This is a genomic window from Motiliproteus coralliicola (genome assembly GCF_003345655.1).
GTDB classification, from domain to species: Bacteria; Pseudomonadota; Gammaproteobacteria; order Pseudomonadales; family Balneatricaceae; genus Motiliproteus; species Motiliproteus coralliicola.
Genome location: NZ_QQOH01000002.1, coordinates 543,871 through 568,681, shown reverse-complemented (window position 1 = coordinate 568,681; position 24,811 = coordinate 543,871). Strand labels below are relative to the sequence as shown.

Annotated in this window: 22 protein-coding genes; 7 read left to right on the top strand and 15 right to left on the bottom strand. The window is 57.8% G+C overall.

Translation table 11 applies throughout. The features are described 5' to 3' along the window. Positions 1-7: 7 nt before the first annotated feature. The 13 genes from DV711_RS09490 to mraZ are packed head-to-tail and all read right to left on the bottom strand — an operon-like array spanning position 8 to position 14,439. Positions 8-811, bottom strand: a complete 804-nt coding sequence (locus DV711_RS09490; RefSeq protein ID WP_114695428.1) for a cell division protein FtsQ/DivIB — start codon at positions 809-811, stop codon at positions 8-10. Continuing rightward, positions 811-1,764, bottom strand: coding sequence for a D-alanine--D-alanine ligase (locus DV711_RS09485; protein WP_114695427.1), 954 nt, complete (start codon positions 1,762-1,764; stop codon positions 811-813). Before DV711_RS09485 ends, DV711_RS09490 begins: the two co-directional genes overlap by 1 nt. Next, positions 1,764-3,257 (bottom strand): UDP-N-acetylmuramate--L-alanine ligase, encoded by a 1,494-nt coding sequence (gene murC / locus DV711_RS09480; RefSeq protein ID WP_114695426.1) that lies wholly within the window; start codon positions 3,255-3,257, stop codon positions 1,764-1,766. Before murC ends, DV711_RS09485 begins: the two co-directional genes overlap by 1 nt. Beyond that, entirely contained in the window at positions 3,250-4,347 is a 1,098-nt protein-coding gene (gene murG, locus DV711_RS09475; RefSeq protein ID WP_114695425.1) for an undecaprenyldiphospho-muramoylpentapeptide beta-N-acetylglucosaminyltransferase, read from the bottom strand. Before murG ends, murC begins: the two co-directional genes overlap by 8 nt. Continuing rightward, positions 4,344-5,573 carry a putative lipid II flippase FtsW gene (gene ftsW, locus DV711_RS09470; protein ID WP_114695424.1) on the bottom strand — a complete coding sequence of 410 codons (1,230 nt, stop codon included), beginning with the start codon at positions 5,571-5,573 and terminating at the stop codon, positions 4,344-4,346. The genes murG and ftsW overlap by 4 nt, the downstream gene beginning before the upstream one ends. After that, positions 5,570-6,955 (bottom strand): UDP-N-acetylmuramoyl-L-alanine--D-glutamate ligase, encoded by a 1,386-nt coding sequence (gene murD / locus DV711_RS09465; RefSeq protein WP_114695423.1) that lies wholly within the window; start codon positions 6,953-6,955, stop codon positions 5,570-5,572. The genes ftsW and murD overlap by 4 nt, the downstream gene beginning before the upstream one ends. 60 nt (positions 6,956-7,015) lie before the next feature. Continuing rightward, a complete protein-coding gene (mraY, locus tag DV711_RS09460; RefSeq protein WP_114695422.1) occupies positions 7,016-8,098 on the bottom strand; it encodes a phospho-N-acetylmuramoyl-pentapeptide-transferase in 1,083 nt (360 codons plus the stop codon). Positions 8,099-8,105: 7 nt separating this feature from the next. After that, the gene (locus tag DV711_RS09455; RefSeq protein ID WP_114695421.1) at positions 8,106-9,500 is read right to left on the bottom strand and encodes a UDP-N-acetylmuramoyl-tripeptide--D-alanyl-D-alanine ligase; all 1,395 of its coding nucleotides are present in this window, start codon (positions 9,498-9,500) and stop codon (positions 8,106-8,108) included. Then, positions 9,490-10,992, bottom strand: coding sequence for a UDP-N-acetylmuramoyl-L-alanyl-D-glutamate--2,6-diaminopimelate ligase (locus DV711_RS09450; RefSeq protein ID WP_114695420.1), 1,503 nt, complete (start codon positions 10,990-10,992; stop codon positions 9,490-9,492). Before DV711_RS09450 ends, DV711_RS09455 begins: the two co-directional genes overlap by 11 nt. After that, positions 10,989-12,701: a peptidoglycan D,D-transpeptidase FtsI family protein gene (locus DV711_RS09445; protein ID WP_114695419.1), complete on the bottom strand. Its 1,713-nt coding sequence runs from the start codon at positions 12,699-12,701 to the stop codon at positions 10,989-10,991. The genes DV711_RS09450 and DV711_RS09445 overlap by 4 nt, the downstream gene beginning before the upstream one ends. 9 nt (positions 12,702-12,710) lie before the next feature. Continuing rightward, positions 12,711-13,037 (bottom strand): cell division protein FtsL, encoded by a 327-nt coding sequence (gene ftsL / locus DV711_RS09440; RefSeq protein WP_114695418.1) that lies wholly within the window; start codon positions 13,035-13,037, stop codon positions 12,711-12,713. A 2-nt stretch (positions 13,038-13,039) separates the two neighbouring features. Continuing rightward, positions 13,040-13,978 carry a 16S rRNA (cytosine(1402)-N(4))-methyltransferase RsmH gene (gene rsmH, locus DV711_RS09435; RefSeq protein WP_243633792.1) on the bottom strand — a complete coding sequence of 313 codons (939 nt, stop codon included), beginning with the start codon at positions 13,976-13,978 and terminating at the stop codon, positions 13,040-13,042. A 5-nt stretch (positions 13,979-13,983) separates the two neighbouring features. Continuing rightward, entirely contained in the window at positions 13,984-14,439 is a 456-nt protein-coding gene (mraZ, locus tag DV711_RS09430) for a division/cell wall cluster transcriptional repressor MraZ (RefSeq protein WP_114695417.1), read from the bottom strand. 351 nt (positions 14,440-14,790) lie between these two features. Between mraZ and DV711_RS09425 the strand changes: the two genes are divergently transcribed. After that, the gene (locus DV711_RS09425) at positions 14,791-15,963 is read left to right on the top strand and encodes a cupin domain-containing protein (RefSeq protein WP_114695416.1); all 1,173 of its coding nucleotides are present in this window, start codon (positions 14,791-14,793) and stop codon (positions 15,961-15,963) included. Between the two features lie 142 nt (positions 15,964-16,105). Then, the gene (locus DV711_RS09420; RefSeq protein WP_114695415.1) at positions 16,106-17,746 is read left to right on the top strand and encodes a methyl-accepting chemotaxis protein; all 1,641 of its coding nucleotides are present in this window, start codon (positions 16,106-16,108) and stop codon (positions 17,744-17,746) included. An 85-nt stretch (positions 17,747-17,831) separates the two neighbouring features. On the opposite strand, the gene DV711_RS09415 is transcribed toward DV711_RS09420, so the two are convergent. Further along, positions 17,832-18,044: a hypothetical protein gene (locus DV711_RS09415; RefSeq protein ID WP_114695414.1), complete on the bottom strand. Its 213-nt coding sequence runs from the start codon at positions 18,042-18,044 to the stop codon at positions 17,832-17,834. A 199-nt stretch (positions 18,045-18,243) separates the two neighbouring features. Between DV711_RS09415 and DV711_RS09410 the strand changes: the two genes are divergently transcribed. After that, positions 18,244-18,585 carry a hypothetical protein gene (locus DV711_RS09410; protein WP_114695413.1) on the top strand — a complete coding sequence of 114 codons (342 nt, stop codon included), beginning with the start codon at positions 18,244-18,246 and terminating at the stop codon, positions 18,583-18,585. On the opposite strand, the gene DV711_RS09405 is transcribed toward DV711_RS09410, so the two are convergent. Continuing rightward, positions 18,572-19,735 (bottom strand): tRNA-queuosine alpha-mannosyltransferase domain-containing protein, encoded by a 1,164-nt coding sequence (locus tag DV711_RS09405; RefSeq protein ID WP_165840061.1) that lies wholly within the window; start codon positions 19,733-19,735, stop codon positions 18,572-18,574. The genes DV711_RS09410 and DV711_RS09405 overlap by 14 nt on opposite strands. A 172-nt stretch (positions 19,736-19,907) precedes the next feature. On the opposite strand from DV711_RS09405, the gene DV711_RS09400 reads away from it, so the two are divergent. The 4 genes from DV711_RS09400 (at position 19,908) to DV711_RS09385 (ending at position 24,785) form a co-directional block, all read left to right on the top strand. Beyond that, positions 19,908-20,255 carry a DUF3135 domain-containing protein gene (locus DV711_RS09400; RefSeq protein ID WP_114695411.1) on the top strand — a complete coding sequence of 116 codons (348 nt, stop codon included), beginning with the start codon at positions 19,908-19,910 and terminating at the stop codon, positions 20,253-20,255. A gap of 158 nt (positions 20,256-20,413) precedes the next feature. Further along, entirely contained in the window at positions 20,414-22,747 is a 2,334-nt protein-coding gene (locus DV711_RS09395) for an efflux RND transporter permease subunit (protein ID WP_114695410.1), read from the top strand. A 1-nt stretch (position 22,748) separates the two neighbouring features. Next, a complete protein-coding gene (locus DV711_RS09390; protein ID WP_114695409.1) occupies positions 22,749-23,543 on the top strand; it encodes an outer membrane lipoprotein-sorting protein in 795 nt (264 codons plus the stop codon). Beyond that, positions 23,544-24,785 carry a hypothetical protein gene (locus DV711_RS09385; protein WP_207802589.1) on the top strand — a complete coding sequence of 414 codons (1,242 nt, stop codon included), beginning with the start codon at positions 23,544-23,546 and terminating at the stop codon, positions 24,783-24,785. The last annotated feature ends 26 nt before the right edge of the window (positions 24,786-24,811 follow it).

The window sequence follows — 24,811 nt, the reverse complement described above, 5'->3', positions numbered from 1 at the left end:
CTGCCTTTTACTTTTTCTTCGCCGGGGTTGCCGGTGTCGGCGGTTCAGTCCAGGTCACCGCCAAACCGTTGGTGTATCGAACATCCACCTGTTTGATACGCTCGGCGTAACGACCAAGTAGATCACCGTAGACCTGCTTAAAACGCTGTAATTTCTCAATCACTTGGCCCCGTCCGACCACCAATCGGATCCCATTCTTGAGGGTCAACGTCCAGGCTCCACGAGGCTCCATCTCCAAGCCGTCCAGTTCCAACCCCAGCGGTTGCAGCATCCGGCTGAAATGGTGGAACTGAGCCATCAACCCCAGCGATCGGTGCTCCGGCCCCATCAACTGCGGCAGCTCTTTAAACCGCTGCTGTTGCTGACGAGCAAAATCCCCAGCCGGACTGAAGATATGCCCCTCTTCGTTGACCAAACCTTCGTTTCCCCAGCGCGCAATAGGCCTTTGTTCACGCACCACCACTTCCAATTGATCCGGCCAACTACGCTTGAGCTGCACCGAATGCACCCAGGCCAATTGCTCCAGACTTTGCTGGAATCGCTGTAGATCCAGCGTTGCATAGCTATCCGCCGGTAGCCCCCACAACTGTTGCTGCAGCTGATCGGAAGACAGCTGCTTGAACTGCCCCGTGGATCGATCACTGGCGATCTGGATCTGCCCCAGGGGCCGCTCGATCCAGCCGTAGAGCTGCTGTCCGGCCAACACCAACACCACTAACCACAAAGGCAGCTGTAGCCATAACCAAATCCGATACGGATCCAGCCAGCCTCGAGCCGAGACAGGGGTCGGTTCGACGGCAGCCGCGTTCATTACTCAGCGGTCTCCAGAATCTTCACCACCAGCTGCGAGAAGCTCAGCCCAGCCTGTCCTGCGGCCATCGGCACCAACGAGTGATCGGTCATCCCCGGCACCGTATTGACCTCCAGCAGCCAGAAGCCGCCCTCTGTATCCTGCATCAGATCGACCCGTCCCCAGCCTTGGCAGCCCACAGCCGCGAAGGCCGCTTCCGACAACGCTCGAATCTGCGCATCCTGCTGCTCACTCAAGCCGGTTTCAAAGTGATAGTGGGTATCATCGGCCAAGTATTTGGCTTCGTAGTCGTAGAACTGGTTCGGAGTTTCCAGCCGGATCACCGGCAACGCCTCGCCGTTGAGTACCGCCACGGTAAACTCGGCCCCCTCGATCAGGCGCTCGGCAAACACGCAACGGTCCAGCTCCCGCGCCTTGCGGTAAGCCCGTTCCAGCTGCTCAACGGTATCGGCTCGGGTGATCCCGATACTGGAACCCTCATGATCGGGCTTGACCATCGCCGGTAACGGCAACTGCTTTGCCAGTTCGGCCCAGTTCGAATCGTCGTCAAGCATCTTATGGGACGGTGTCGGCAGACCCTGGCTCAGCCACAGTTGTTTACAGCGTACCTTGTCCATTCCCAATGCCGAGGCCATCACACCACTGCCGGTATAGGGCTTGCCCATGATCTCCAACGCACCCTGGATAGTTCCATCTTCACCTTCGGGGCCATGCAGGGCGATAAAGGCACGGTCAAAAGGTTGTGCCTGTAGCTGCTGCATCGGAGACAGGTCGCCCTGCTCGCCGTACAGATCGATACCGAAAGCATCGACGCCCGCTTCCAACAGCCCGTTCAAGACCGCCGCGCCACTCTTGAGCGATACAGCCCGCTCCGACGAGCGACCGCCGTAAAGCACCACAACCCGCCCAAAGCTACCCGGATCACGCTGACTGGGTTGGATCTGAATGCTCATCACTGCTCCTCCTGCGGCGGGGTTAAGGGTTGTAACTGTCGTTGGGCCAGATCAGCCGATACCACGCCCACGTCACCGGCGCCCTGGGTCAGCAGCAGATCGCCCGGTTCCAGAATGTTCTGCAGCAGACTGGCCACGTCCTCGCCACGCTCGACAAACACCGGATCGACCTGGCCTCGTGCTCGAATGCTTCGACACAGGCTACGACCATCGGCACCTGGGATCGGCTCCTCACCGGCGGGGTAGATATCCATCAGCAACAGCCGGTCGGTCTCCGACAACACCTGGACAAAATCTTCATAGAGATCGCGGGTACGGCTATACCGATGGGGCTGATACATCATCACCAACCGCTTATCGGGCCAGCCCTTGCGAATCGCCGCAATGGTGGCGGCCACCTCTCGCGGGTGGTGGCCGTAGTCGTCCACCATCATTACTTCCCCACCCGGTTTGCCTGCAGCAGCGATCGGGAAATGGCCCTGAATCTGGAAACGTCGACCAACCCCTTCAAAGCCGGACAGGCCCTGCTGGATCGCCTCGTCGGCAACGCCTTCGTCGGTAGCTACAGCGATACAGGCCAGCGCGTTAAGCACATTGTGCATCCCCGGCATATTCAGGCTGATCTGCAGCGGTGCCAGCCCATCCGGACGTAGTGCGGTAAAGCGGGTGGTCATCCCATCCTGCTCGATATCGATAGCGCGGTAATCGGCTTCCTCGTTGAGGCCGTAGGTCAACACCGGACGACTGATCTCCGGCATGATTTCGCAAACCACCGGATCGTCGGTACAGAGCACCGCCAGCCCGTAAAACGGCAGGTTGTGGAGAAACTCGACGAAGGTCCGTTTCACCTGGTTGAAGTCGCCACCGTAGGTATCCATATGATCGGCATCGATATTGGTCACGATCGAGACCATCGGCTGAAGATGCAGGAAGGAGGCATCACTCTCATCCGCCTCGGCCACCAGGTAGCGGCTCTCGCCCATTCGCGCATTGGTGCCGGCCGAAGTCAGTTTGCCACCGATCACGAAGGTCGGATCCAAACCACCTCGGGCCAACACCGACGCCATCAAACTGGTGGTGGTAGTCTTACCGTGGGTTCCGGCCACCGCGATGCCATGACGGTAGCGCATCAGTTCAGCCAGCATCTCGGCGCGACGCACCACCGGAATCCGGTTCGCTCGGGCAGCCATCACTTCCGGGTTTTCTTCGCCGACGGCACTGGATACAACCACCACATCTACCCCATCGACATTTTCCTGGCGATGACCGATCTGGATCTGGGCACCCAGCCCGTTCAAACGCTGGGTCGTCGCCGAAACCCGAATATCCGAGCCTTGGACCTGGTAGCCCTGATTCAACAGCACCTCGGCAATCCCGCACATACCGACCCCGCCGATACCGACGAAATGGATCCGGCGGATACGACGCATCTCCGGCAGTTCGTATGAAAGACGACCGGCCCGTTTGCTCTGCTGCTCGTTCTGTTTAGCCATTAAGGGCATGCTCCTGACATTGCTGGGCGACCACGCTGGTTGCTTCCGGGGTCGCCAGGGCGCGGGCCCGCTGGGCCATCGCCGCTAATTCTTCTCGATTGTTCCATTGCTGCAGCAACTGCTGCAGACGCTCTCTATCCAGTTGGGGTTGCGGCACCAACAGCGCCGCCTGTTGCTCGCTCAAAAACCGCGCATTGGCGGTCTGGTGATCATCCACCGCGAATGGAAACGGCACCAGTACCGACGCAACACCGGCGATCGCCAACTCGCTGACCGTCAAGGCACCGGCGCGACAGATCACCAGATCGGCCCAGCCATAGGCCGACTGCATATCGTCGATAAAGGGCACTACCCGAGTCTGCTCGTTCAACTCGATGCCCGCCTCGGCGTAAGCATTAAGGGTGTCTTGCAGATTGTTGGCCCCGGTCTGATGCCATAGTTGTGGTCGCTGCGATTCGGGCAACTCAGCCAGAGTCTCGACCACACAACGGTTGATCGCCTGAGCCCCAAGACTGCCGCCAACCACCAGCAAGCGAAGCGGTCCCTGACGCTCGCCATACCGCTGCGCCGGTTCGGGGAGCGAGCCGATCGTACTACGTACCGGATTGCCGGTCGCCAATGCCTGGGCACGCCCTTCGAACGCACCGGGGAAGGCCTCCATCACCCGGTCGGCCAACCGGGCCAACAGACGGTTGGTCAACCCCGGAATCGCATTCTGTTCGTGAATCAGCAACGGCTTACCCAGCATCCAGGCAGCCACACCACCCGGGCCGCTGGCAAAACCACCCATACCCAGCACCGCCACGGGTTGGATCTGACGTACCACCTGCCAGGCCTGCCACAACGCACGGAGCAGCTTGAACGGGGCCATCAACAAACTCAGCTTGCCTTTACCTCGTAGTCCGGTGACCGAAATACTGTGCAGTTTGATTCCGGCTTCGGGCACCAAGCGATTCTCGATGCCCTTTTGGCTGCCCAGCCATTCAATCTGGTAACCCTGCTGCTGCAGATACTCGGCGGTGGCTAGGGCCGGGAATACATGGCCACCGGTACCACCTGCCATCAACAAAACCGTTCCGCGAGCACTCATGATCCTGCCCCCGCCGCTTTGCTGCGCTTACTGGTACCGGCCGCTTTTTTCGAGCCTGTCGAGTTCTGTTGCCGGTAGCGCTCCAGTTGAATCCGGCACAGAATCGCCAGCATCACCAAACAGACCAGCAGACTGGAACCGCCATAACTGACCAGCGGCAACGTCAGCCCCTTGGTCGGCAGCACCCCGGCGTTCACGCCGATATTGATCAGTGCCTGGCCGGCAAACATGATTCCGATCCCATAGGCCACATAGCCGTGGTAACGCATCCCCTGCTCTTCGGCCCGGCGACCGATATAGAACACCCGGATAATCATCAACGCGTAAAGCAGGATCACCACCAGCGCTCCGACCAGCCCCAACTCTTCGGCCAGCACCGAGAACACGAAATCGGTATGGGCTTCGGGCAGGTAGAACAGCTTCTGGACGCTGTTGCCCAGCCCCAAGCCGAACCACTCACCGCGCCCAAACGCGATCTGAGCCTGGGCCAGTTGATAGCCGGCGCCGAAGGGGTCGGCAAACGGGTCCATAAACGAAGTCACTCGCTCCCAGCGATAGGGTGAGGAGACCACCATTACCACCGCTGCCGCAATGGCACCCATGACCACTAGCAGAAACTGCCACAGCACCATGCCGGACAGGAAAATCATTCCCAGCACAGTACCGCCCATCACCACCACGGCACCAAAATCCGGTTCCAGCAGCAACAAACAGATAAACAGGCTCAACACCGCCATCGGTTTTACAAAGCCACTCCACTGAGTCCGAACCTCATCCAGCCGGCGTACCAGATAGCCCCCCATGTAGAGCACCATAAACAGCTTGGCCAACTCGGACGCCTGCAGATTCAACGGTCCCATTCGAATCCAGCGGGTGGAGCCGTTAACTTCACGGCCGATCCCCGGTACCAGCACCACCACCAGCAATGCAAAACCCACCAACAGCCACCAGTGACCGGTTCGCTGCCAGAAATCCATCGGCACCAACAGCGTAACTATCGCCGCCACCAACGCCACCACAATAAATACACCGTGTTTAAAGGCGTGATAGAACGGCGAACCGTAATTCTCGTTGGATACTTCCATCGAGGCCGAGGTAATCATCAAAAAACCGATCAACAACAGGCTGATCGAGCTGATCAGCAGCAACGGATCATAGGGTCGCCCACCGGTCGATAGTGTCGGCAACCGCCAGTTGAGTGTGGGTAGACTCAGCGCCAGTCTCATGCCCCACCTCCGGCTACCGAGTTCAATGCCCGAACGGCTTCGACAAAGCAATCGCCACGATGCTCAAAGCCTTTGAACATGTCGAAGCTGGCACAGGCCGGTGACAGCAGTACCAGATCACCCGGTTTTGCCAAACCTTGGGCCAAGCCTACCGCCTCTTCAAGGCTCGCAGCCCTGACCCGATTCAACTCAGAACCCAGGTCCGATTCGATTCGCGGACCATCACGACCGATCAGCACCGCAGCGCGGCCAAAGCGGGTCATCGGCCCGGCCAAGCCATCAAACTCGGCTCCTTTGCCATCGCCACCGGCGATCAGCACGATCTTGGCTCCCGGCTCAAGCTCAGGTCCCAACCCTTCGATGGCCGCCAACGTGGCGCCAACATTGGTTCCCTTGGAGTCGTTGTAGTAGCTGACCCTGTCCAGCTCGCGAACCCATTGGCAACGGTGAGGCAGGCCTTCAAACTCTTTAACTGCCTCGAGCATCGGCTCCATCGGCAGCCCTATCGCCTCACCCAACGCCAGCGCTGCCAGTGCGTTGGCCTGGTTATGGGCGCCACGCAGTTTCATCTGATCGCAAGCCAGCAGTAGTGTCGGACCTTTCGCCAGCCAGGTACGGCCCTCGTGTTTAACCAGGCCAAACTGTTTCAGATCCGGTGCCCCAAGTCGGAAAGCAGTCTGGGGGACACCATCGGGCAGCAACGGCAGAGTCAGGTGATCATCAAAGTTGTAGATTCCATGCTGACAACCGAGGTAGATCCGCTGTTTGGCCGCGTGGTAGGAGGCCAGATCCGCGTAGCGGTCCATGTGGTCCGGACTGACATTCAGCACCGTGGCGGCCGCCGCACGAAGGTGCTCGGTGGTTTCGAGCTGAAAGCTCGACAGTTCCAGCACATAAAGCTGCGCGCCCTGGTCTTCCAACAGATCCAGTACCGGAACCCCCAAATTGCCGCCGACCCCGGCCTTGATCCCAGCCCGCTCGGCCATCAGCCCCACCAGCGTGGTGACCGAACTCTTGGCATTGGAGCCGGTGATCGCCACGATCGGGGTGTCGTCGTGCTGAACCTGCTGACAGAACAGATCGATATCGCCCAACACGTCGACACCGGCCTGCTCCGCCGCTAGGATCGCCGGCTCATTGCGCGACACGCCTGGACTGACGATCAAGCGTCCGGCACGGCTGAGCCAATCGCTGTCCAGCTCGCCGCAACGCACCTCGACTTGAGGAAACGCCTGCTTGAAGGCGTCAAGATTCGGCGGCAGCTCGCGAGTATCGGCAATCGCAAAGGGAGTCCCTTTCGCCGCAAGATAACGGGCACAGGACAACCCGGTCTTTCCCAGACCGATCACAATGCTGAAGTTGTCGCTGCCGATCAGTTGCATAGTCTTGCTGTCTCGCTTGCTCTCTAACGTTGTTACTTGTTTATTCGAACCGGTCACCGCCTAGCGAAGCTTCAGCGACGCCAGCCCGATCAGCACCAGGATAACGGTGATGATCCAGAATCGAACGATGACCCGGGGCTCGGGCCAGCCTTTGAGCTCAAAGTGATGATGAATCGGCGCCATCCGGAAGATCCGACGTCCGGTCAGCTTGAACGAGCCCACCTGTAGGATTACCGATACCGTTTCCATCACGAACACACCGCCCATGATCACCAGCACCAACTCCTGGCGTACGATCACCGCGACGACACCCAACGCCGCACCCAGCGCCAGCGCGCCGACATCGCCCATAAAGACCTGGGCCGGATAGGTGTTGAACCACAGGAATCCCAACCCGGCACCGACCATGGCGCCGCAGAACACAATCAGCTCACCGGACCCGGCTACATAAGGAATCTGCAGATACTCGGCGAATTTGACGTGGCCGGACAGGTAGCAGAATACCGCCAGTGCTCCTGCCACCAGTACGGTCGGCATGATCGCCAGACCATCCAGACCATCGGTCAGGTTGACCGCGTTGGAGCTACCGACAATGACGAAATAGGTCAGCACCACGAAGCCAATTCCCAGCTCGATCGCGTAGTCCTTCATGTAAGGGACCAGCAGATCGACCTCAACCGGACTCTCGGCGGTAAAGTACAGCACCAGTGCCGCACCCAAGCCACCAACCGACTGCCAGAAGTATTTCCAGCGTGCCGGCAGGCCACGGGAGTTTTTCTCCACCACCTTGCGGTAATCATCGACCCAGCCGACCGCGCCGAACAGTAGCGTCACAACCAGCGTAATCCAGACGTAACGATTGGACAGATCACTCCACAGCAGCGTGCTGACGGCAATCGCGATCAGAATCAGCGCCCCACCCATAGTCGGCGTACCCGCCTTGCTGAGGTGAGACTCCGGGCCATCATCTCGAACCGACTGGCCGATCTGATACTGCTGCAGCTTGCGAATCATCAACGGGCCAAACAGAACCGAGATCAGCAACGCCGTCAAAACCCCCAGAATCGCCCGCATCGTCAGGTACTGGAATACCGAAAAGCCGCTGATATAGTTCGATAAAAAATCAGCCAGAATCAACAACATCGGTCAGTTACCCCTCGTTTCCAGCAGCAGCCGTCAGACCCACGACCACCTGCTCCATGGCCGCACTACGCGACCCTTTAATCAATACGCTGGTTTGGCTATCCAGCATCGGGCGCAGCTGCTGCAGCAGCGCCTGCTTATCCTCGAACGCCTGTGCCTGTGCCTCAGCGCCCGCCGCGGCCAGAGACTTGGTGAACGCCTCGACCGTATGGCGTGAGAGCTGTCCGGCGGTATAGACCGCATCCAGTTGTTGTTCCGCTGCAAACCGACCGATTTCGGCATGTAGCTCCGCCGCGTTAGGGCCTAGCTCACCCATATCCCCCAACACCAGACAGCGGGTTCCCGGCAACGACGCCAACACCCGAATGGCCGCTTTGACCGAATCCGGATTGGCGTTGTAACTATCATCGATGATCCGCGAGCCGTTGAGGCCGGGCTTAGGCGCCAGCCGTCCCGCTACGCCGGTGTAGCTTTCCAAACCACGGCGGATGGGTTCCAGCTCAAAACCCAACGCATTGGCAGCAGAGGCTGCGGCCAGTGCGTTGGCGACCATATGCCGTCCCATCACCTGCAGCTTGATCTGGCTCTGGCCATCATGGGTATTCAGGACGAAGCGATAGCAACCGTCCTCATCGGTGTCCAGGTGATTGGCGAACAGGTCGGCCATCGGCGAGCTGAGGCTGAATGTACGCAATTTTCGCCCTTCCAGTCGCTCCAGCCAATAACCGGCATTGGCATCATCCAGATTGACGACCCCAACTCCGTCCGGCTGTAAGCCGTCAAAAATTTCCCCCTTGGCTTCGACCACGCCCTGTAGCGACCCAAATCCTTCCAGGTGAGCACCGCCGGCGTTATTCAATATCGCCACATCGGGACGAGCCAGATCGGTGGTGTAGGCGATCTCACCGCGACCGCTGGCACCCAGCTCAACCACCGCGTATTGATGCTCGGGCTGCAGCGACAGCAGCGTCAGCGGCGCACCGATATCGTTATTCAGATTGCCACGGGTGGCCAACACCGGCCCACGCTGTTCACAAATCCGGGCCAGCATCTCCTTAACACTGGTTTTACCGCTACTGCCGGTAATCGCCACCAGCGGCCCTTCAAACGCCTGGCGGTGCAACCGCGCCAGCTGTCCCAACGCAATCCGGGTATCCTTTACCAGCAACTGCGGTAACTCGACCGGCTGCAGTTCGGACACGATCGCCGCCACCGCACCGGCTTGCTGGGCCGACGCGACAAAGCGGTTTCCGTCGAAATTGGGACCACTCAGAGCGATAAACAGATCGCCGGCCTTCAGGCTGCGCGAATCGGTGCTGACCCCTTGAATAAGGGCCTCACCCTGGCAGTCCAACGCGGCCAGCGGCTGCTGCAGGTCGCTGAGTTTCCAATTACAAAGCATCGGCCATCCCCAGAATCTGTTTCACGGTTTCAATATCGCTATAGCGATGGCGCACGCCATTAATCTCCTGATAATCCTCATGCCCTTTGCCGGCAACCAAAATTACATCCTCAGGTGCGGCTTCTTCGATAGCTCGGGCAATCGCGGTAGGACGATCCACTTCAGTGCGAACCGAACCCGGTTTCTGGATACCGCCCATTACCTCATCAATGATCGCCTGAGGCGCTTCACTGCGAGGGTTGTCACTGGTCACCATCAGATGGTCGGCCTGCTTTTCTGCGGCGGCAGCCATCTGCGGACGCTTGCCTCGATCACGATCACCACCACATCCAAACACGCACCAGAGCCGGCCCTGAGCGTGCTCTCGCAACGAGCTCAAGGCTTTATCCAAGGCGTCGGGAGTATGGGCATAATCGACCACGACCAGCGGTTGGTCCGGCTGATCAAAAGCCTGCATCCTGCCTTCGACACCATCAAGTTGATTCAGTGCCGCAACCGCTGTCTGAATCTCAATTCCGGCCCCCAGCAGCACGCCTAGTGCTGCCAGCAGGTTGTCCAGATTGAAGCGCCCCAGCAACGGACTGTCGATAACAGCCTCACCCCAAGGACTGTCTATCTGTGCACGGATCCCACCACGGTGTAATTGGCAGTTCAGTACCTGTAACGGCAATGCCCGCGCCTGTAACGCCGAACCCAGAGGCTGTTCACCGTAAGCCAGCACGTCCACCTCGGACGGAATCCGTTCAATCAGCGCGCGACCGAAGGGATCATCACTGTTGATGACCGCATGACGGATCGGATACTCCAACAGCAAACGGGCCTTGGCTTCACCGTAAGCCTCCATGCTGCCGTGATAATCCAAGTGATCCCGACTCAGATTGGTGAAAACCGCCTGTTCGAAGGCCACACCGCTAACCCGCCCCTGCTCCAAGGCATGGGATGAAACCTCCATCGCCACCGCGCCGGCCTGCTGCTGCACCAAATCTGCCAGCAAACGCTGCAGCTGTACCGCATCGGGCGTGGTATGGGTGGCGGGTTCCAGCGAGCCCAAAAAACCATTCCCGGTGGTACCGATCACGGCTGCACGCTGACCAAACCGCTCCAGTGCCGCCGCGACAAAATGGCTGCAGGAGGTTTTACCGTTGGTCCCGGTAATTCCGATCATGTGCAGCTTTCGACTGGGGTTACCGAAAAACCGAGCGGCCAGCTCGCCCTGTTTCGCCGTCAGACTATCAACCCGAATCACCGGCACCGACAGTGCGGTCAGAGCCTCGTCATCTTCGGTCAACACCGCTACGGCTCCGGCAGCAACGGCGGCCTCGGCAAAACGATTGCCGTCAACGCTCAAACCACGGCATGCCAGAAACAGATCGCCGCCTTGGATTCGGCGGCTGTCATTTTCAATTCCAGTGATCGGCTGTTCTGCCACCTCGGGTGGCAGCACCAGATCAGGCAAGAGTTGCTGGAGCGTCAGAGAACAGGAGCTATTCATGGGCTGCTCCAGGCTAACTGCTGTTCCAACGGCATCGGTAACTTATCCGGTGCCACATTCATCAATCGCAAGGTGCCGGCCATAATCCGGGAGAAGACCGGTGCCGCTACCTCGCCACCATAGTACTCCTGCCCCTTGGGTTCATCGACTACCACCACCGCGACAAAGCGCGGATTCTCGACTGGCGCCAGGCCGGCAAAGACCGCGACATATTGATCCTCTTCATAACCGTTGCGACCGACCTTATGAACCGTTCCCGTTTTACCGGCTACCCGGAATGCCGGTACCTGGGCACGCCGCCCGGTGCCACCCTTGAGGGTTACTTGCTCCATCATCTCCAGCACTTGCCGCGCAACTTTCTCGGGCATGATCCGTTCGGAGTTGATGCCCTCGTCCTCGTTGACCTTCAATAGCGACAGATCCGGCTTAACCCCCTCACCGCCAAAGGCAAGATAGGCCTGGGCCAGCTGCAACGGAGTAACCGACAAACCGTAGCCGTAAGACATCGCCGCCCGCTCTACCACCCGCTTTTCCGGCACGAACGGCAGCGACCCAACCCGCTCTCCGGGGAAGCCGGTACCGGTATCACGCCCAAGACCGGCGTTGTACATCATGTTGCGCACGGCGCCCGGTTCGATACTCAGTGCCAACTTGGTAGCGCCGACATTACTGGACTTACTGATAATCCGCCCCAGGTCCAGCACCCCGTAGTTTCGATGATCCCGAATGGTCCGGTTCCTGACCCGGATATAACCGGGCGAGGTATTGATCTTGCTGTTGGCACTGTATTTACCACTGGACATCGCCGCGGCTACGGTCAGCGCCTTCATCGGCGAGCCCGGCTCGAAGGTATCGGTCATTGCCCGATTGCGCACATGGGATGCCTTCAGATCACTACGATCATTGGGGTTGTATGAGGGCTGATTCACCATCGCCAGCACTTCGCCGGTCTGCACATCGAGCACCACCGCCGAGCCGGAACGCGCCCGGTGCTGTTGCACCGCCGCCTTCAATTCGCGATAGGCCAGATACTGGAGTCGCAGGTCGATACTCAGCTGCAGATCCTGTCCGGGCTTGGCTTCTTTAAGTGCCTGGATCTCCTTGATGGTCCGGCCCAGGCGGTCTTTTAGCACCCGCTTTTTGCCTTTTTCACCACGCAGCCAGTTCTCGTAGGCCAGCTCCATCCCCTCCTGGCCCTGACCGTCTACATTGGTGAAGCCCACCAGATGGGTTGCCACTTCGGCCGCCGGGTAGTAACGCTTGTATTCGCTCTGACTGAACACGCCATCAAGACCCAGCGCCAACACATTTTCCGCATCGGCGGGTGCCATATGACGGCGCAGATAGACAAACTTTTTCCCGGCGCTCCGATCGATGATCCGCTCCAGACGGCTGACCGAAAGTTCAAGCGAGCGAGCTAGGGCTTTTATTTGCGCTTCATTGGCCGAGAACAGTCGAGGGTCAAACCACAGACTTTGCACCGGCGCGCTAACTGCCAGCGGTTCACCATTTCGATCGAGGATCATGCCCCGGTGAGCCGGTATCGGAACCACCCGAAGACTACGGGCGTCACCCTGGCCCTTAAGGAAGTCGTCCTCGAACAGATGCAGATGTACGATCCGCGCCGCAATCACCAACGCCAACACCGACAGCATCAGCAGCACCAGCCGGAAACGCCAGCGGTAAGGCAAGATCACCGGTTCACTCATCCCGACCTCCTAACGTACGACCACGATCTCTTCGGGTGAAGGCACATACATACCCAGTTGTTTGGTCACAGCCCGCTCGACACGCCCATGGGCGGCCAACGCACTCTGCTCCAATAACAACTGCCCCCACTCCACCTCCAATTCATTTCGTTGTTGAAACAACTGTTGCTGCTGGTTAAACGCCTGGCGATACAAAAAGGCGCTGTAGATCACCGCCAGCGAGCTCACCACCACAGACGCAGCCAACATCACCAGCAATACCGATCTCGCCGAAACGCTCAGTTCCGTCAGTGCGCTTCTTAGCTGCCCGGCACCATCGACTATCCGTTTGACCATCTTCAGGCCAACTTTTCTGCAACCCGCATTACCGCACTGCGGGCACGCACATTTTCAGCCACCTCAGGCGCACTGGCTTTTCGCGCCTTACCGATCGCCTTCAAGCGCTGGTTTAATTGCGCATAAGGAACCGGCAGACCCGGAGGCGCTTCATCCCCTCGGACATGTTTGCGTATAAACCGTTTAACGATCCGATCCTCTAGCGAATGGAAGCTGATCACGACCAGCCTCCCCCCCACTCGCAGCCCCTCCAGCGCCTGCTCCAGGCAGGCGGTCAGATCGTCAAGCTCTCGGTTTATATGGATTCGAATGCCCTGAAACGCCCGGGTCGCCGGGTTTTTACCTTTTTCCCAGCGGGGATTAGCCGCTGCAACAATATCTGCCAGTCGCTTAGTGGTCTCTATGGGTTGCTTTTGCCGCTCTTCGACGATGGCCTTCGCCATCCGTCGCGAAAATCGCTCTTCGCCGTAGAGATAGATCACATCAGCAATCTCTTTCTCTTCAGCACGGGCGATCCACTCGGCAGCACTCTCGCCCACACTGGTATTCATCCGCATATCCAGTGGTCCATCACGCAAGAAGCTGAAGCCCCGCTGCGGATCATCAAGCTGAGGCGACGACACGCCCAAGTCCAGCAATAACCCATCAAGCTTGCCGTGCAAGCCGCGTCGCTTTAGCTCATCGCCCAACTCAGCAAAAGACCCATGCACGATCTCGAAACGCGAATCTTCGGCAGACAGCTGCCGCGCCACCTCGATCGCCTGCGGATCCTTGTCGAACCCCAGCAACTGTGCACCAGCTTCAAGCTGTGACAGGATCAACCGGGAATGCCCGCCACGACCAAAGGTCCCGTCGGCATAACAACCGGACGGATTGGAGATCAGCAGCTCGACCGCCTCGTCGAGAAGCACCGTCTTATGTTTAAATTCTTCACCCACAATCACACCTACAGCGACAGGGTCTTTAAATCGTTGGGCACCAAACCCGCCCCTTCTGACACATCAAGATATGCATCACGGGTCTGGTGCCATAACCGCTCACTCCAAATCTCAAACTTATTGCCCTGCCCAAGCAGCACTATGCGACGCTCGATCTCTGCAAAGTCGCGAAGAGGCGCTGGCAGCAATAGACGGCCACTGCCATCCATATCCACCTCGGAGGCATGACCAATCACCAGGCGCTTCAAACGCCGGGTGGCCGGATCAAAGCTGGGTACCGAATTCAGCTTCTGCTGCACGATCTCCCACTCGGGCAGGGTGTGCAGCGTCAGACACTGATCAAACGGATCAACGGTGACGAACATCTTGCCGTCACAGCGATCCGCGATGCGCTCACGGTAGCGGGTTGGCATTGCCATCCGCCCCTTCGCATCCAGATTGATCTCGCTGACACCGCTGAACATGGTTGGTTATAACCTCGGAATAAATTCCACTTTTACCCACATTTTCCCACTATAGCACACTAAGCAATCAGAAATACCACTTTTACCCACTTAGCACCACCCCTCTTTGCTGCACCGCAACTGGACATGAACGGGACAAATACAAAGCTGTCACCAGCCACTAAAAAAACAAATAAATCTTTTTACATTCAAGCGCTTGTGAAAACGCTGCAGATCCTTCACCAGCTAAGTCACATGAACAAAATCCCGCTTGGCAAGAACCGACGGCACGCTGATCGACGGCGGTTTCCTCCCACCAACAAGTCAGCGATAATGCGCCCTTTTCCCACCCGTACTCGGAAACCGCTCCTGATGACCGCTACCGCCCCGCTCCAACATCTTGGTGAAATCGACGTCGAAACTTTTCTGCGCGACTATTGGCAACAAAAGCCCTGCCTGTTCCGTGCTGCTTTCAAAGACTTTGTCGAAGTCATCAGTCCCGATGAGTTGGCCGGCATGGCCTGTGATGAAGAGGTAGAGTCACGATTGCTGATCACCGACCCGAACAGCGGTCAATTTGAGCTTCGCCACGGCCCCTTTGATGAATCCCAGTTTTCAGAGTTACCCGCCAGTCACTGGAGCCTGCTCGTACAAGGTGTCGATCACTGGATTCCCGAAGCTGCCGACCTGGTGGAGCAGTTTCGCTTTATCCCCAGCTGGCGACTGGACGATCTGATGATCAGCTACTCCACCCCCGAGGGCGGAGTCGGTCCCCATTATGACAACTACGACGTGTTCATCATTCAGGCTCAAGGCCGTCGGCGCTGGGAAATAGGAGGCCGCTACACCGAGCAGCAGGCCGAATTTCTGCCCGATCAGCCGATACGAATCCTAAAGCACTGGCACCCGGAACAAAGCTGGGAGCTGGAACCGGGCGATATGATCTATATTCCGCCCCGCGTTGGCCACAACGGCGTTTCCCTAAGCGATGACTGTGTAAATTACTCGGTCGGCTATCGCGCGCCCCACGCCCACGAACTGCTGCGTCATCTGGCCGGTTTTTGCGAGCACCACAGCGCCGATGAGCTGCGTTTCAGCGACTCAACCCTGGGCATCCGTAGCAACCCCGGCGAAATAACCGATGCCGACCTGCGGCAAGTTCGCCAGCTGCTGCTGCCGATACTGGAAGACCAACAGCAACTTCGGCGCTGGTGGGGCGAACTGGTCACCGAGCCTAAAGATCCTCAGCTCGACCACAGTGCCGAACCGATATCTGCCGACGAACTTGGAACAGCCCTCGCGCAACCCGGCCAGGTCAGGCGCAGCGAAGGGATCCGCTTCGCCTTCAGCTGCGATACCAATCACTGCTACCTGTTTGTCGACGGCGAGCAACACCGGCTAGGCACCAATGAGCTGGCACTGGTGAAATTGCTGTGCAATCAGAACTCTTACGACAACTCACAGCTGGCTGAACAGCTCCAACAACCTGCCGCCGCTGAGTTGATAGCGCTGTTGTTTGAGCGTGGACAGCTCTATTTGGACTAGTGCTCCGACTAGATAACGGGATTTTGATCATGATCACGGTCAAAATATCAATATAAAAACTACGGAATAGCCCTTCCCCCCTTCCTTTATCAGGTAGAGCTACTTAGTATCTCAGAACGTTTTAAGGGAGTAGGAGTCTCAAATGGGTTCATCAAGCATGGGCAGGCAGCAAGGTGCCGGAATCGGACTGAAGATCGATATCACACTGGCGGCCATTTTTATTTCGCTGCTGGTGTTCTCGTCCATCTACCAATACATCAACCAACAAAAGATGGTTGAGGAGATGGTGCTGGATCAAGCCCGTGTCCAGTCGGAGAGTTTTTTCGACAATATCAACACACTGATGCTGACCGGCCAGATGAGCCGTCAGGATATCGCCCGCGATAAAACGATGAGCCACGAAACCGTGCTCGACGCCCGTGTGTTACGCGCGGACAGTATTAAAACCATCTACGGGCCGGGCCAGGCTACCGCCCAGCCGACCGACGAGTTCGACCGCCTGGCTCTTAAAGGTCAAGCGCAACAGCATATCGCCAACACCCCTGAGGGTCGGGTGCTTACCCTGGTAACGCCGCTGGAGTCGTCCGATAACTTTAAGGGCAGCGGCACCAACTGCATGACCTGCCACCCCTCCAGCAAAGGCGACATTCTGGGAGCGGTGAGAATCGACTATTCCCTGGCAGCCTTTGATCAGCACGTCACCAATCAGCTCTGGACCAACATAGTACTCAGCAGCCTGTTGCTGCTGGTGGGCTGGATTGTAGTGAGGGTAATCCTTCGCCGGATGGTGATCGTACCGCTGGGCAAGGTCAGCCAGACTATTCACGCGATCGAGCAGAGTGCAAATCTGGACCTGAAGATCGATCTGAATCGCAGTGACGAGTTGGGTACGGTCGCCAACAGTTTCAATGGCATGATGGACAAGTTTCGCACCATCATCATCCACCTCAACCAGCTGACCGAACAGCTAAGCCAACAGTCAAACAGTTTCCGGGATACCGCCCAAAACAGCCTGACATCAATTCAGCAGCTAAATAGCGAGACCGAACAGGTTGCCACCGCGATGACCGAGATGGATCAGACCGCTCAGGGTGTGTCCGACAACGTCAACGAGGCCGCCAAAGCCACCGAAGCAGTCGAGCAACAAACAATCCAAGGACAGAAGACCGTCGCAACGGCCATTCAAGGTATTGAGTCACTGGCATCAGAACTACAAACCGCCGACGGTATCGCTACCCAGCTGCATGAAAGCTCCGATGCCATCGTTAAGGTTGTCGATGTGATCGCCGGTATCGCCGAACAGACCAACCTGTTGGCTCTGAACGCCGCCATCGAAGCGGCCCGGGCCGGTGAGCAGGGAAGAGGCTTTGCAGTGGTGGCCGATGAAGTGCGTGCCCTGGCCACACGCACCGGTCAATCAACCAACGAAATTCGTTCGATGATCGAGCAACTGCAACAACAGACCCAGCGCACCAGCGCTGTCGTCGCTCAAAGCAGCGAGTGGGCCCAGAGTAGCGTTAGCCAGAGCCAAGAAACCGGTGCCGTGCTCACCGAAGTTTCCAATGCTGTCAGCAATGTCGCGACCCTGAACACCCAAAACGCCACCTCAGCTGAGCAACAGCAGATGGTAGCGGGCGAGATCAACAAGAATGTACTGGCCATCAATGACATCGCCGGCCAGGCACAGGACAACGCCCAGCTAATGGCCGATGCCAGCGATGAGTTGGGACGACTGACCGAACAACTTAACAGCATGATTGAGCAGTTTCAGGTCAACGACTAGCCCTACTACAGCTGAGTGACCAATAAAAAGCCCGCACCGGTATTCCGGCGCGGGCTTTTTTGTGAGCGGGTAAACGAGGAAAAGGTTATTCGTAAACGTGATAACAGCAACGATAAAGTTCGGGATCCGGCTTCGACGCCAGGCTATCGATCTGCTGATGCAGCCTTTCGATATTGACCCCTTCCGCTTTCAGTTCCGACTCGATACGCAGTAGCCGCTGCTTCTGTGCTCGGGAGTTTCCGTAAAGCGACAGGATTAGTTCAGCATCATGTTGTAGCAGATCACTTTGTTGACTCATCAGGAAGACCCTCCTCAGGGCTTGATACCACATGAAAAAAGTTCTCCCAGCAAGTATAGCCAAGCCCACCAAAACGCAACCTGGAAATGAAAAATACTGTTCCAAATCAACAACCGGCCTCCAATCTCGAGCCTCAACTTGACGCTTGCCGATGGCAGGCCCTAGATTCAAACCAGAACACAACCATGGAGAAGGTCCGATGCGCGCCCTACCCTTATCCGCTACAACGGCCACCCTGGCAGCGCTGCTGTTGACGCTGTCGAGCGGTCCAGCTCAGGCCCACTTCTTTGCCGAAGCTCACGATTGCGAGGCACCGGAGAAGCCGCTGGAATTTATTACCGAACTGGACCAGCAAGAGTTTCAACAGCTGGTGGACGCCTATCGCGGCTGTCTACAGAGCTTCGTCGACAAGCAGAATGCGGCGATGGAAAAGCACCGTAGTGCCGGCCAACGAGCCGCCGACAGCTGGGACCGCTACCAACAGCAGGTTCTCGGAATCAATCCAGCAGACGAGACGGCCGAACCCTCTACGACTCAGTAACCCGGCGTCCTTTGTCAACCTGCTCTAGCGTCTGCTCGAAGCATCGACGGTACGCGGCGGCCTGCTCCCGCCACTGCAACCAGGTTACCGATGGTGCTTTGGCGCTGCCCTCAGCCAGCCGCTGCCACTGGGTTTGGATCAGATCGGCCGCGTGCTGCGCTTCTTGCTCAATCGATTCCAGGTCGCTGGCATAAAGATATTTGGACGGCACCAGCTCCGGGTAAGCCAGCCGATCCGGCAGCACTGGTAGCGCACCGGCCTCAATCGCTTCCAGAACCGCCACCCCCTGGAATTCGTGGATCGATGTCGAGATGACCAACTGTGCCCAATCCAGCCAGCCTTGATAGTCGGCTCGAGATTCGGCATAACCGAACTGCGCCAGGCGATGCCCGAACTGTTGCTCAATCTGGGTAAAGGGTTCGGGGATTTGGCGAAACTGCTCCCCGAGTATCGCGATCTGAAAATCGATCCCGCGGACTTCCAACAACTGCATCAGCGCCAGCAACCGCTCGGGGCCTTTATCGTACTCCCACCGAGCCGCCCAAAGCAGTCGCAGAGGAGCGGATGCCGGTTTACTGCCGAGGCCAGAACCCGGCGCTAAAGTTTCCGACTTTGCCTTATCCGTTCGATGCTCCCGCAACGGCACAGGCAGCACCTCGATACGCCCCTGGAGCAGCTGATCAAGGGTCCGGGGGCGATGATCGGGCAGGCGTGCAAGCAGCTCCCTCGCCCCGGCGAGAAAGCTATCCCGGTTGAACGCCGAGTTAAACAGCACCCGATCCGCCGCCAACGCCGCGTAGATATTCACCATCTGCGCTTCAACCCCGGGGTGCTGTGCGGAGCTTTTCGGATAGGCGAACTGATTTTCATGGACATAGAGCAGCGTCGGCGTCCGAGCCAGACTTGGCACCAACCCCTTGAGCGTGGCCAGGTCCACCATAGAGGTCACGATCAGCAGATCATAGGGTTGCTGCAACAGGTCACGCTGCTCCGCCAACCATGAAAGCGGCGCCCCCCGGATCCGCCAGCTGAAATAGCGGGCCGGCAGTGTCAGCAAGCGCCAGTCATGTTCCGGCAACGCCTCCATCATACCCTCACACCAGTAGCGGTGACTGGCCGCATGGTAAGCGCTAAGCAGCAAAATTCTCACACCGGTCTCCCTATCCCACTGTCTCTGCGGCCAGCTTTCACCCCCTAAGACACCTGTAAGCAAGCGCTACAGATCCCCAATCCCCGCCTGAAACAGTGCACAAAAAAGCGGCTAAACTATAGGCGAGAGGTGCTATGCACAAGGAATCTCACCATCAAAAAGGATTATTAGGATGGAACAACTACCTAAATTCGATGATCTGATGGCACTTGCCGACGCCGATCCCGAAGCTTTCGACAACCTCCGTCAACGCGCGTGCCAACAGTATATCCAGACCGTCCCCCGGGCGCATCGACACAAGTTACGCGCCGTCCAGCACCGGGTTGAAGTCACTTTACAGCGGGCTAAAAGCCCGATGGCCGGGGTGATTCAGCTATCGGGAATGATGCATGACAGCCTCCACCAGCTGTCGACCAAGTTGGATCTGATCAACCCTCACCACCCCGACCCTGCCGCAGAAGACGACGCCCCTGGCGGCGAACTGATCCAGTTTCAAGAGTGGAAGAACAAACACCACTAATCCTATAAATCCTCTCCACCCCGGCCCGTGATAGACAGTCGAGACAATGAGCTAAACTGATCCCGATGTGCAAAGATCGCCACTGAACTTGAATCGAGATGGCGCGGGATGCTTAGATGCCCGCTTCGGCCTACTGCTCATGCCAATGGATGCTCGTCATGGATGCGTTTTATCGACAACTTCTTCGCTTCCGCCTGCTGGTGGTACTGGTCGCTATCGGTCTGGTGCTAGCTGCCGCTTTCGGGGCCCAGAAACTGGTATTCAAAAGCGACTATCGAGTCTTTTTTGGTAAAGAAAATCCGCAGCTGAAAAATTTCGAGCGGATGCAGAAAACCTTTGCCAAGAGTGACAACGCCCTCTTCATACTGGCCCCCCAAGATGGAAATGTCTTCAGCCCTGAAGTCATAGAGGCGATGGCCTGGCTGACAGAGCAAAGCTGGCAACTGCCCTATTCCACCCGGGTCGACTCGATCACCAACTTCCAGCATACCTATGCCGAAGAGGACGACATGATCGTCGAGGATCTGGTGTTCGATCCCGAGGCGCTCGATGATGCCGAGGTGCAGCGTATCCGCCAGATCGCCCTCAACGAGCCCCTGATCGTCAACCGTCTACTGTCGCCGGATGCCAGAGTCGCTGCGGTCAATGTCAATGTTCAACTGCCGGGTATCAACCTGGTGGAAGAGGTTCCGGAAGTCGTCGTTGGCGTTCGTGCCCTTCGTGATCAACTGGTGGAGCGCTACCCACAGATCGACGTCTACCTCAGTGGCATGGTGATGATGAACAACACCTTCGCTGAAGCCTCCCTCAACGACAGCGCCACCTTGGTGCCCTTGATGTTCCTGGCGGTCATTCTGCTGATCGGTATCCTGGTACGCACCATCGGCGGTCTGGTGGCGACCCTGGTGATCATCATCACCAGTATCGCCGGAGCCATGGGTCTAGCTGGATGGTATGGACTCTTCTTGACCGGCCCGTCCGCTTCAGCCCCAACTATCATCTTGACGTTAGCGGTGGCGGATTGCGTCCATATCCTGACCACCTTCTACCACGAGATGCGCTCTGGGGTGGAACAGCGACAAGCCCTGATCAACAGCCTCAAGATCAACACCCAACCGGTGATCCTGACCAGCGTCACCACCGCGATCGGCTTTTTAACCATGAACTTTTCCGACTCGCCGCCCTTTGCCGACCTGGGCAACATCGTTGCCGTCGGCGTCATGCTGGCCTGTGTTCTGGCGTTAACGCTGTTCCCGGCGATGCTGGCATTGATGCCGCTAAAGGCCACCGCCCGTCCGGAGAACCACAATACCGCCATGGACCGGATCGCCTGTTTCGTTATCTGTCGTCGTAAGCCGCTGTTGTGGGTTTCCGTTACGCTGGTTCTGATCACTATCGCCCAGATCCCCCGTAACGAGCTGAACGATGACTTCGTCAAATACTTCGATCAATCGGTGGAGTTTCGCCAGGCGGCCGACTTCAGCGATCAGCACCTGACCGGTATGGGGATCTTGGAAATAGAGTTGAGTAGCGGCGAGAGCAGCGGCATCAACAACCCAACCTATCTGCAACAAGCGGAAGATCTAGCCAACTGGCTGCGGCAACAGCCTGAAGTGGTCCATGTAAATAGCCTGACCGACATCATGAAGCGCCTGAACCGCAACATGCACGGTGATGATCCCTCCTATCACCGACTGCCCGACAACCGCGAGCTGGCGGCCCAGTACCTGCTGCTATACGAAATGTCGCTGCCCTACGGACTGGACCTGAACAATCAGATCAACGTCGACAAATCTGCTATCCGGCTGATCGCAACCTGCCGCAACCTGACCAGCAAGCAGAATATCGATCTGGAGCGCCGTACCAAGCAGTGGCTGGCTGAGAATACCCCGGAACTGAAGAGCACTATCGCCAGTCCATCGCTGATGTTCGCCCATATCGGTAAGCGCAATATCAAAAGCATGCTCAGCGGCACCCTGACCGCACTGGTATTGATCTCGGTGCTGCTGGGATGTGCGTTGCGCTCCCTCAAGTTCGGCCTGATCAGCCTGGCTCCCAACCTGATTCCAGCCGGCCTGGCCTTCGGCCTCTGGGGCATGTGGGTCGGCGAAGTGGGTCTGGCTCTATCGGTAGTCACCGGCATGACGCTGGGGATCATCGTCGATGATACCGTCCACTTTCTGAGCAAATACCTGCACGCTCGCCGAGAGCGCAACGACAGCACCCAACAAGCGATCGTCTATGCGTTCCACAGTGTCGGCAAGGCTCTGTGGATTACCACCCTGGTGTTGTCGGTGGGCTTCCTGATCCTGTCGATGTCTACCTTCAAGGTAAATGCCGATATGGGACTGTTGACCGCCATCACCATTGTAATAGCGCTGGTGGTCGATTTTATTCTGTTACCGATCTTGATATTGCTGTTCGACAAGGAGTCGAGCCCAACCAGCAGTGATAACCCGGCCGACTCGGCCATACCCCGCCAGGAGATCTAAGATGTTGCGTTTACTCCCTTCACTGAGCCTGCTGTTGCTGCCGCTTATATCGCTACCAACACAGGCCGACGACGACCCTGCCGTAGCGCGCGGCCACGAGATCGTCACCGAAGCCGATAACCGGGATAAGGGTTGGATCAATACCGAATCAACAATGAAGATGGAGCTGAGCAACGCCCACGGCGACGTCAGCGTGCGTCAACTGCGGACCAAGGCGCTTGAGGTCGAGGGCGACGGTGACAAGGGCCTTACCATCTTCGACCAACCTCTGGACGTCAAAGGGACCGCTTTCCTGACCTTCTCTCACGCCCTGGAACCGGATGATCAGTGGATCTACCTGCCGGCCCTGAAGCGGGTCAAGCGAATCTCGTCACGGAACAAATCCGGTCCCTTTATGGGCAGCGAATTCGCCTACGAGGACATGGCCTCATTCGAGGTCGAAAAGTACGACTATCGCTATCTGCGCGATGAGATGCTCGACGGCATCGATTGCTTCGTGGTCGAAAGCTACCCCAGAGACAAAAACTCCGGCTACACCCGGCTCGTGACCTGGTTCGACAAGGCCGAATACAGGGCCCAAAAAATCAACTATTTCGACCGCAAGAATGCGGCCCTGAAAACCCTGCGTTTTAGCGAATTCAAGCACTATCTGGATCAGTACTGGCGCCCCCACCGCATGCATATGGTCAATCACCAGACCGGCAAAAGCACCGTCCTGACCTTCGACGAGATCCGTTTTCAGACCGGTCTGAGCGACAGGGACTTCAACAAAAACAGCCTCAAGCGAGCCAAGTAGATGAGCACCCTCCCATTGTCCCCGAAAACACTGACCCGCTTGCTGGCCACATCGGCGCTGATTGCCACCAGCGCCCCGGTGATGGCACAGGACATGACCCAACTGAGCGGTTCGTTCGAACTGGAGCTGCGTAGCTTCTTCGAAAACCCGCTGGATCCACGCCAACACAACAACACCCTATCGATCGCCGCTACACCGGAGTACTACCACAGCTGGAACGATGAACAAGATGCCCTGACCATCACCCCCTTTATCCGAATCGATCAGCACGATGCTGAGCGAACCCATGCCGACCTGCGCGAGTTCAACTGGCTCCATGTCGCTGACAACTGGCAACTGCGCAGCGGTATCGGCAAGGTGTTCTGGGGCAGCACCGAATCCCAACATCTGGTCGATATCATCAACCAGACCGATAGCCTGGAAGGGGTCGACGGTGAAGATAAGCTGGGCCAGCCGATGCTGCACTACAGCTATCTGCTCGACGCCGGCGACATCAGTTTTTTCTGGCTTCCTTATTTCCGCGAGCGAACCTTCGCCGGCGTTGAAGGCCGCCCCCGCACCGCCCTGCCGGTGGATACCGATCGAGCCCAGTACGAATCCGGGGCCGAGCAGTGGCATCAGGACTTCGCCCTGCGCTGGAGTTACTCCTTCGACGCTGTCGATCTAGGGCTGGCACACTTCCACGGCACCAATCGCGAACCGACCCTGCTGCCCAATACCGGCAATCCGGCGACGGCCACCTCGCTGATCCCCAGGTACGAGATCATCGATCAGACCAGCCTGGATCTGACCAGCGCCCTGGGTGACTGGCTATGGAAGCTAGAGGCGATCCATAACAGCGGCCTGGATGCCGGCGACTATAACGCTGCTGTTGGTGGCTTCGAGTACACCTACGTCGGCTGGCTCGACTCTGATGCCGACCTGGGCCTGCTGATGGAGTATCACTACGACAGCCGCGATCAGCGCTCCACCCGGCCATTCCAGGACGATATCTTCGCTGGCCTACGGATCACCCTGAATGATTTTCAATCGACCGAGTTTCTGGCCGGGCTGATTTACGATCGTGACAACCATGCCCGCATGGGCTTTGTCGAAGCCAGTCGCCGCCTGGGCAGCCAGTTCAAGCTCAGTGCCGAAGCCCGCCTATTCGATAACCTGTCCTCGACGGATCCGCTCTACGGCCTTCGTGACGACAGTTTCGTACAGCTGACCCTGGAGTATTTCTTCTCCGAACAGCTATAAAAACGAGCCTGACAAGCACAAAAAAG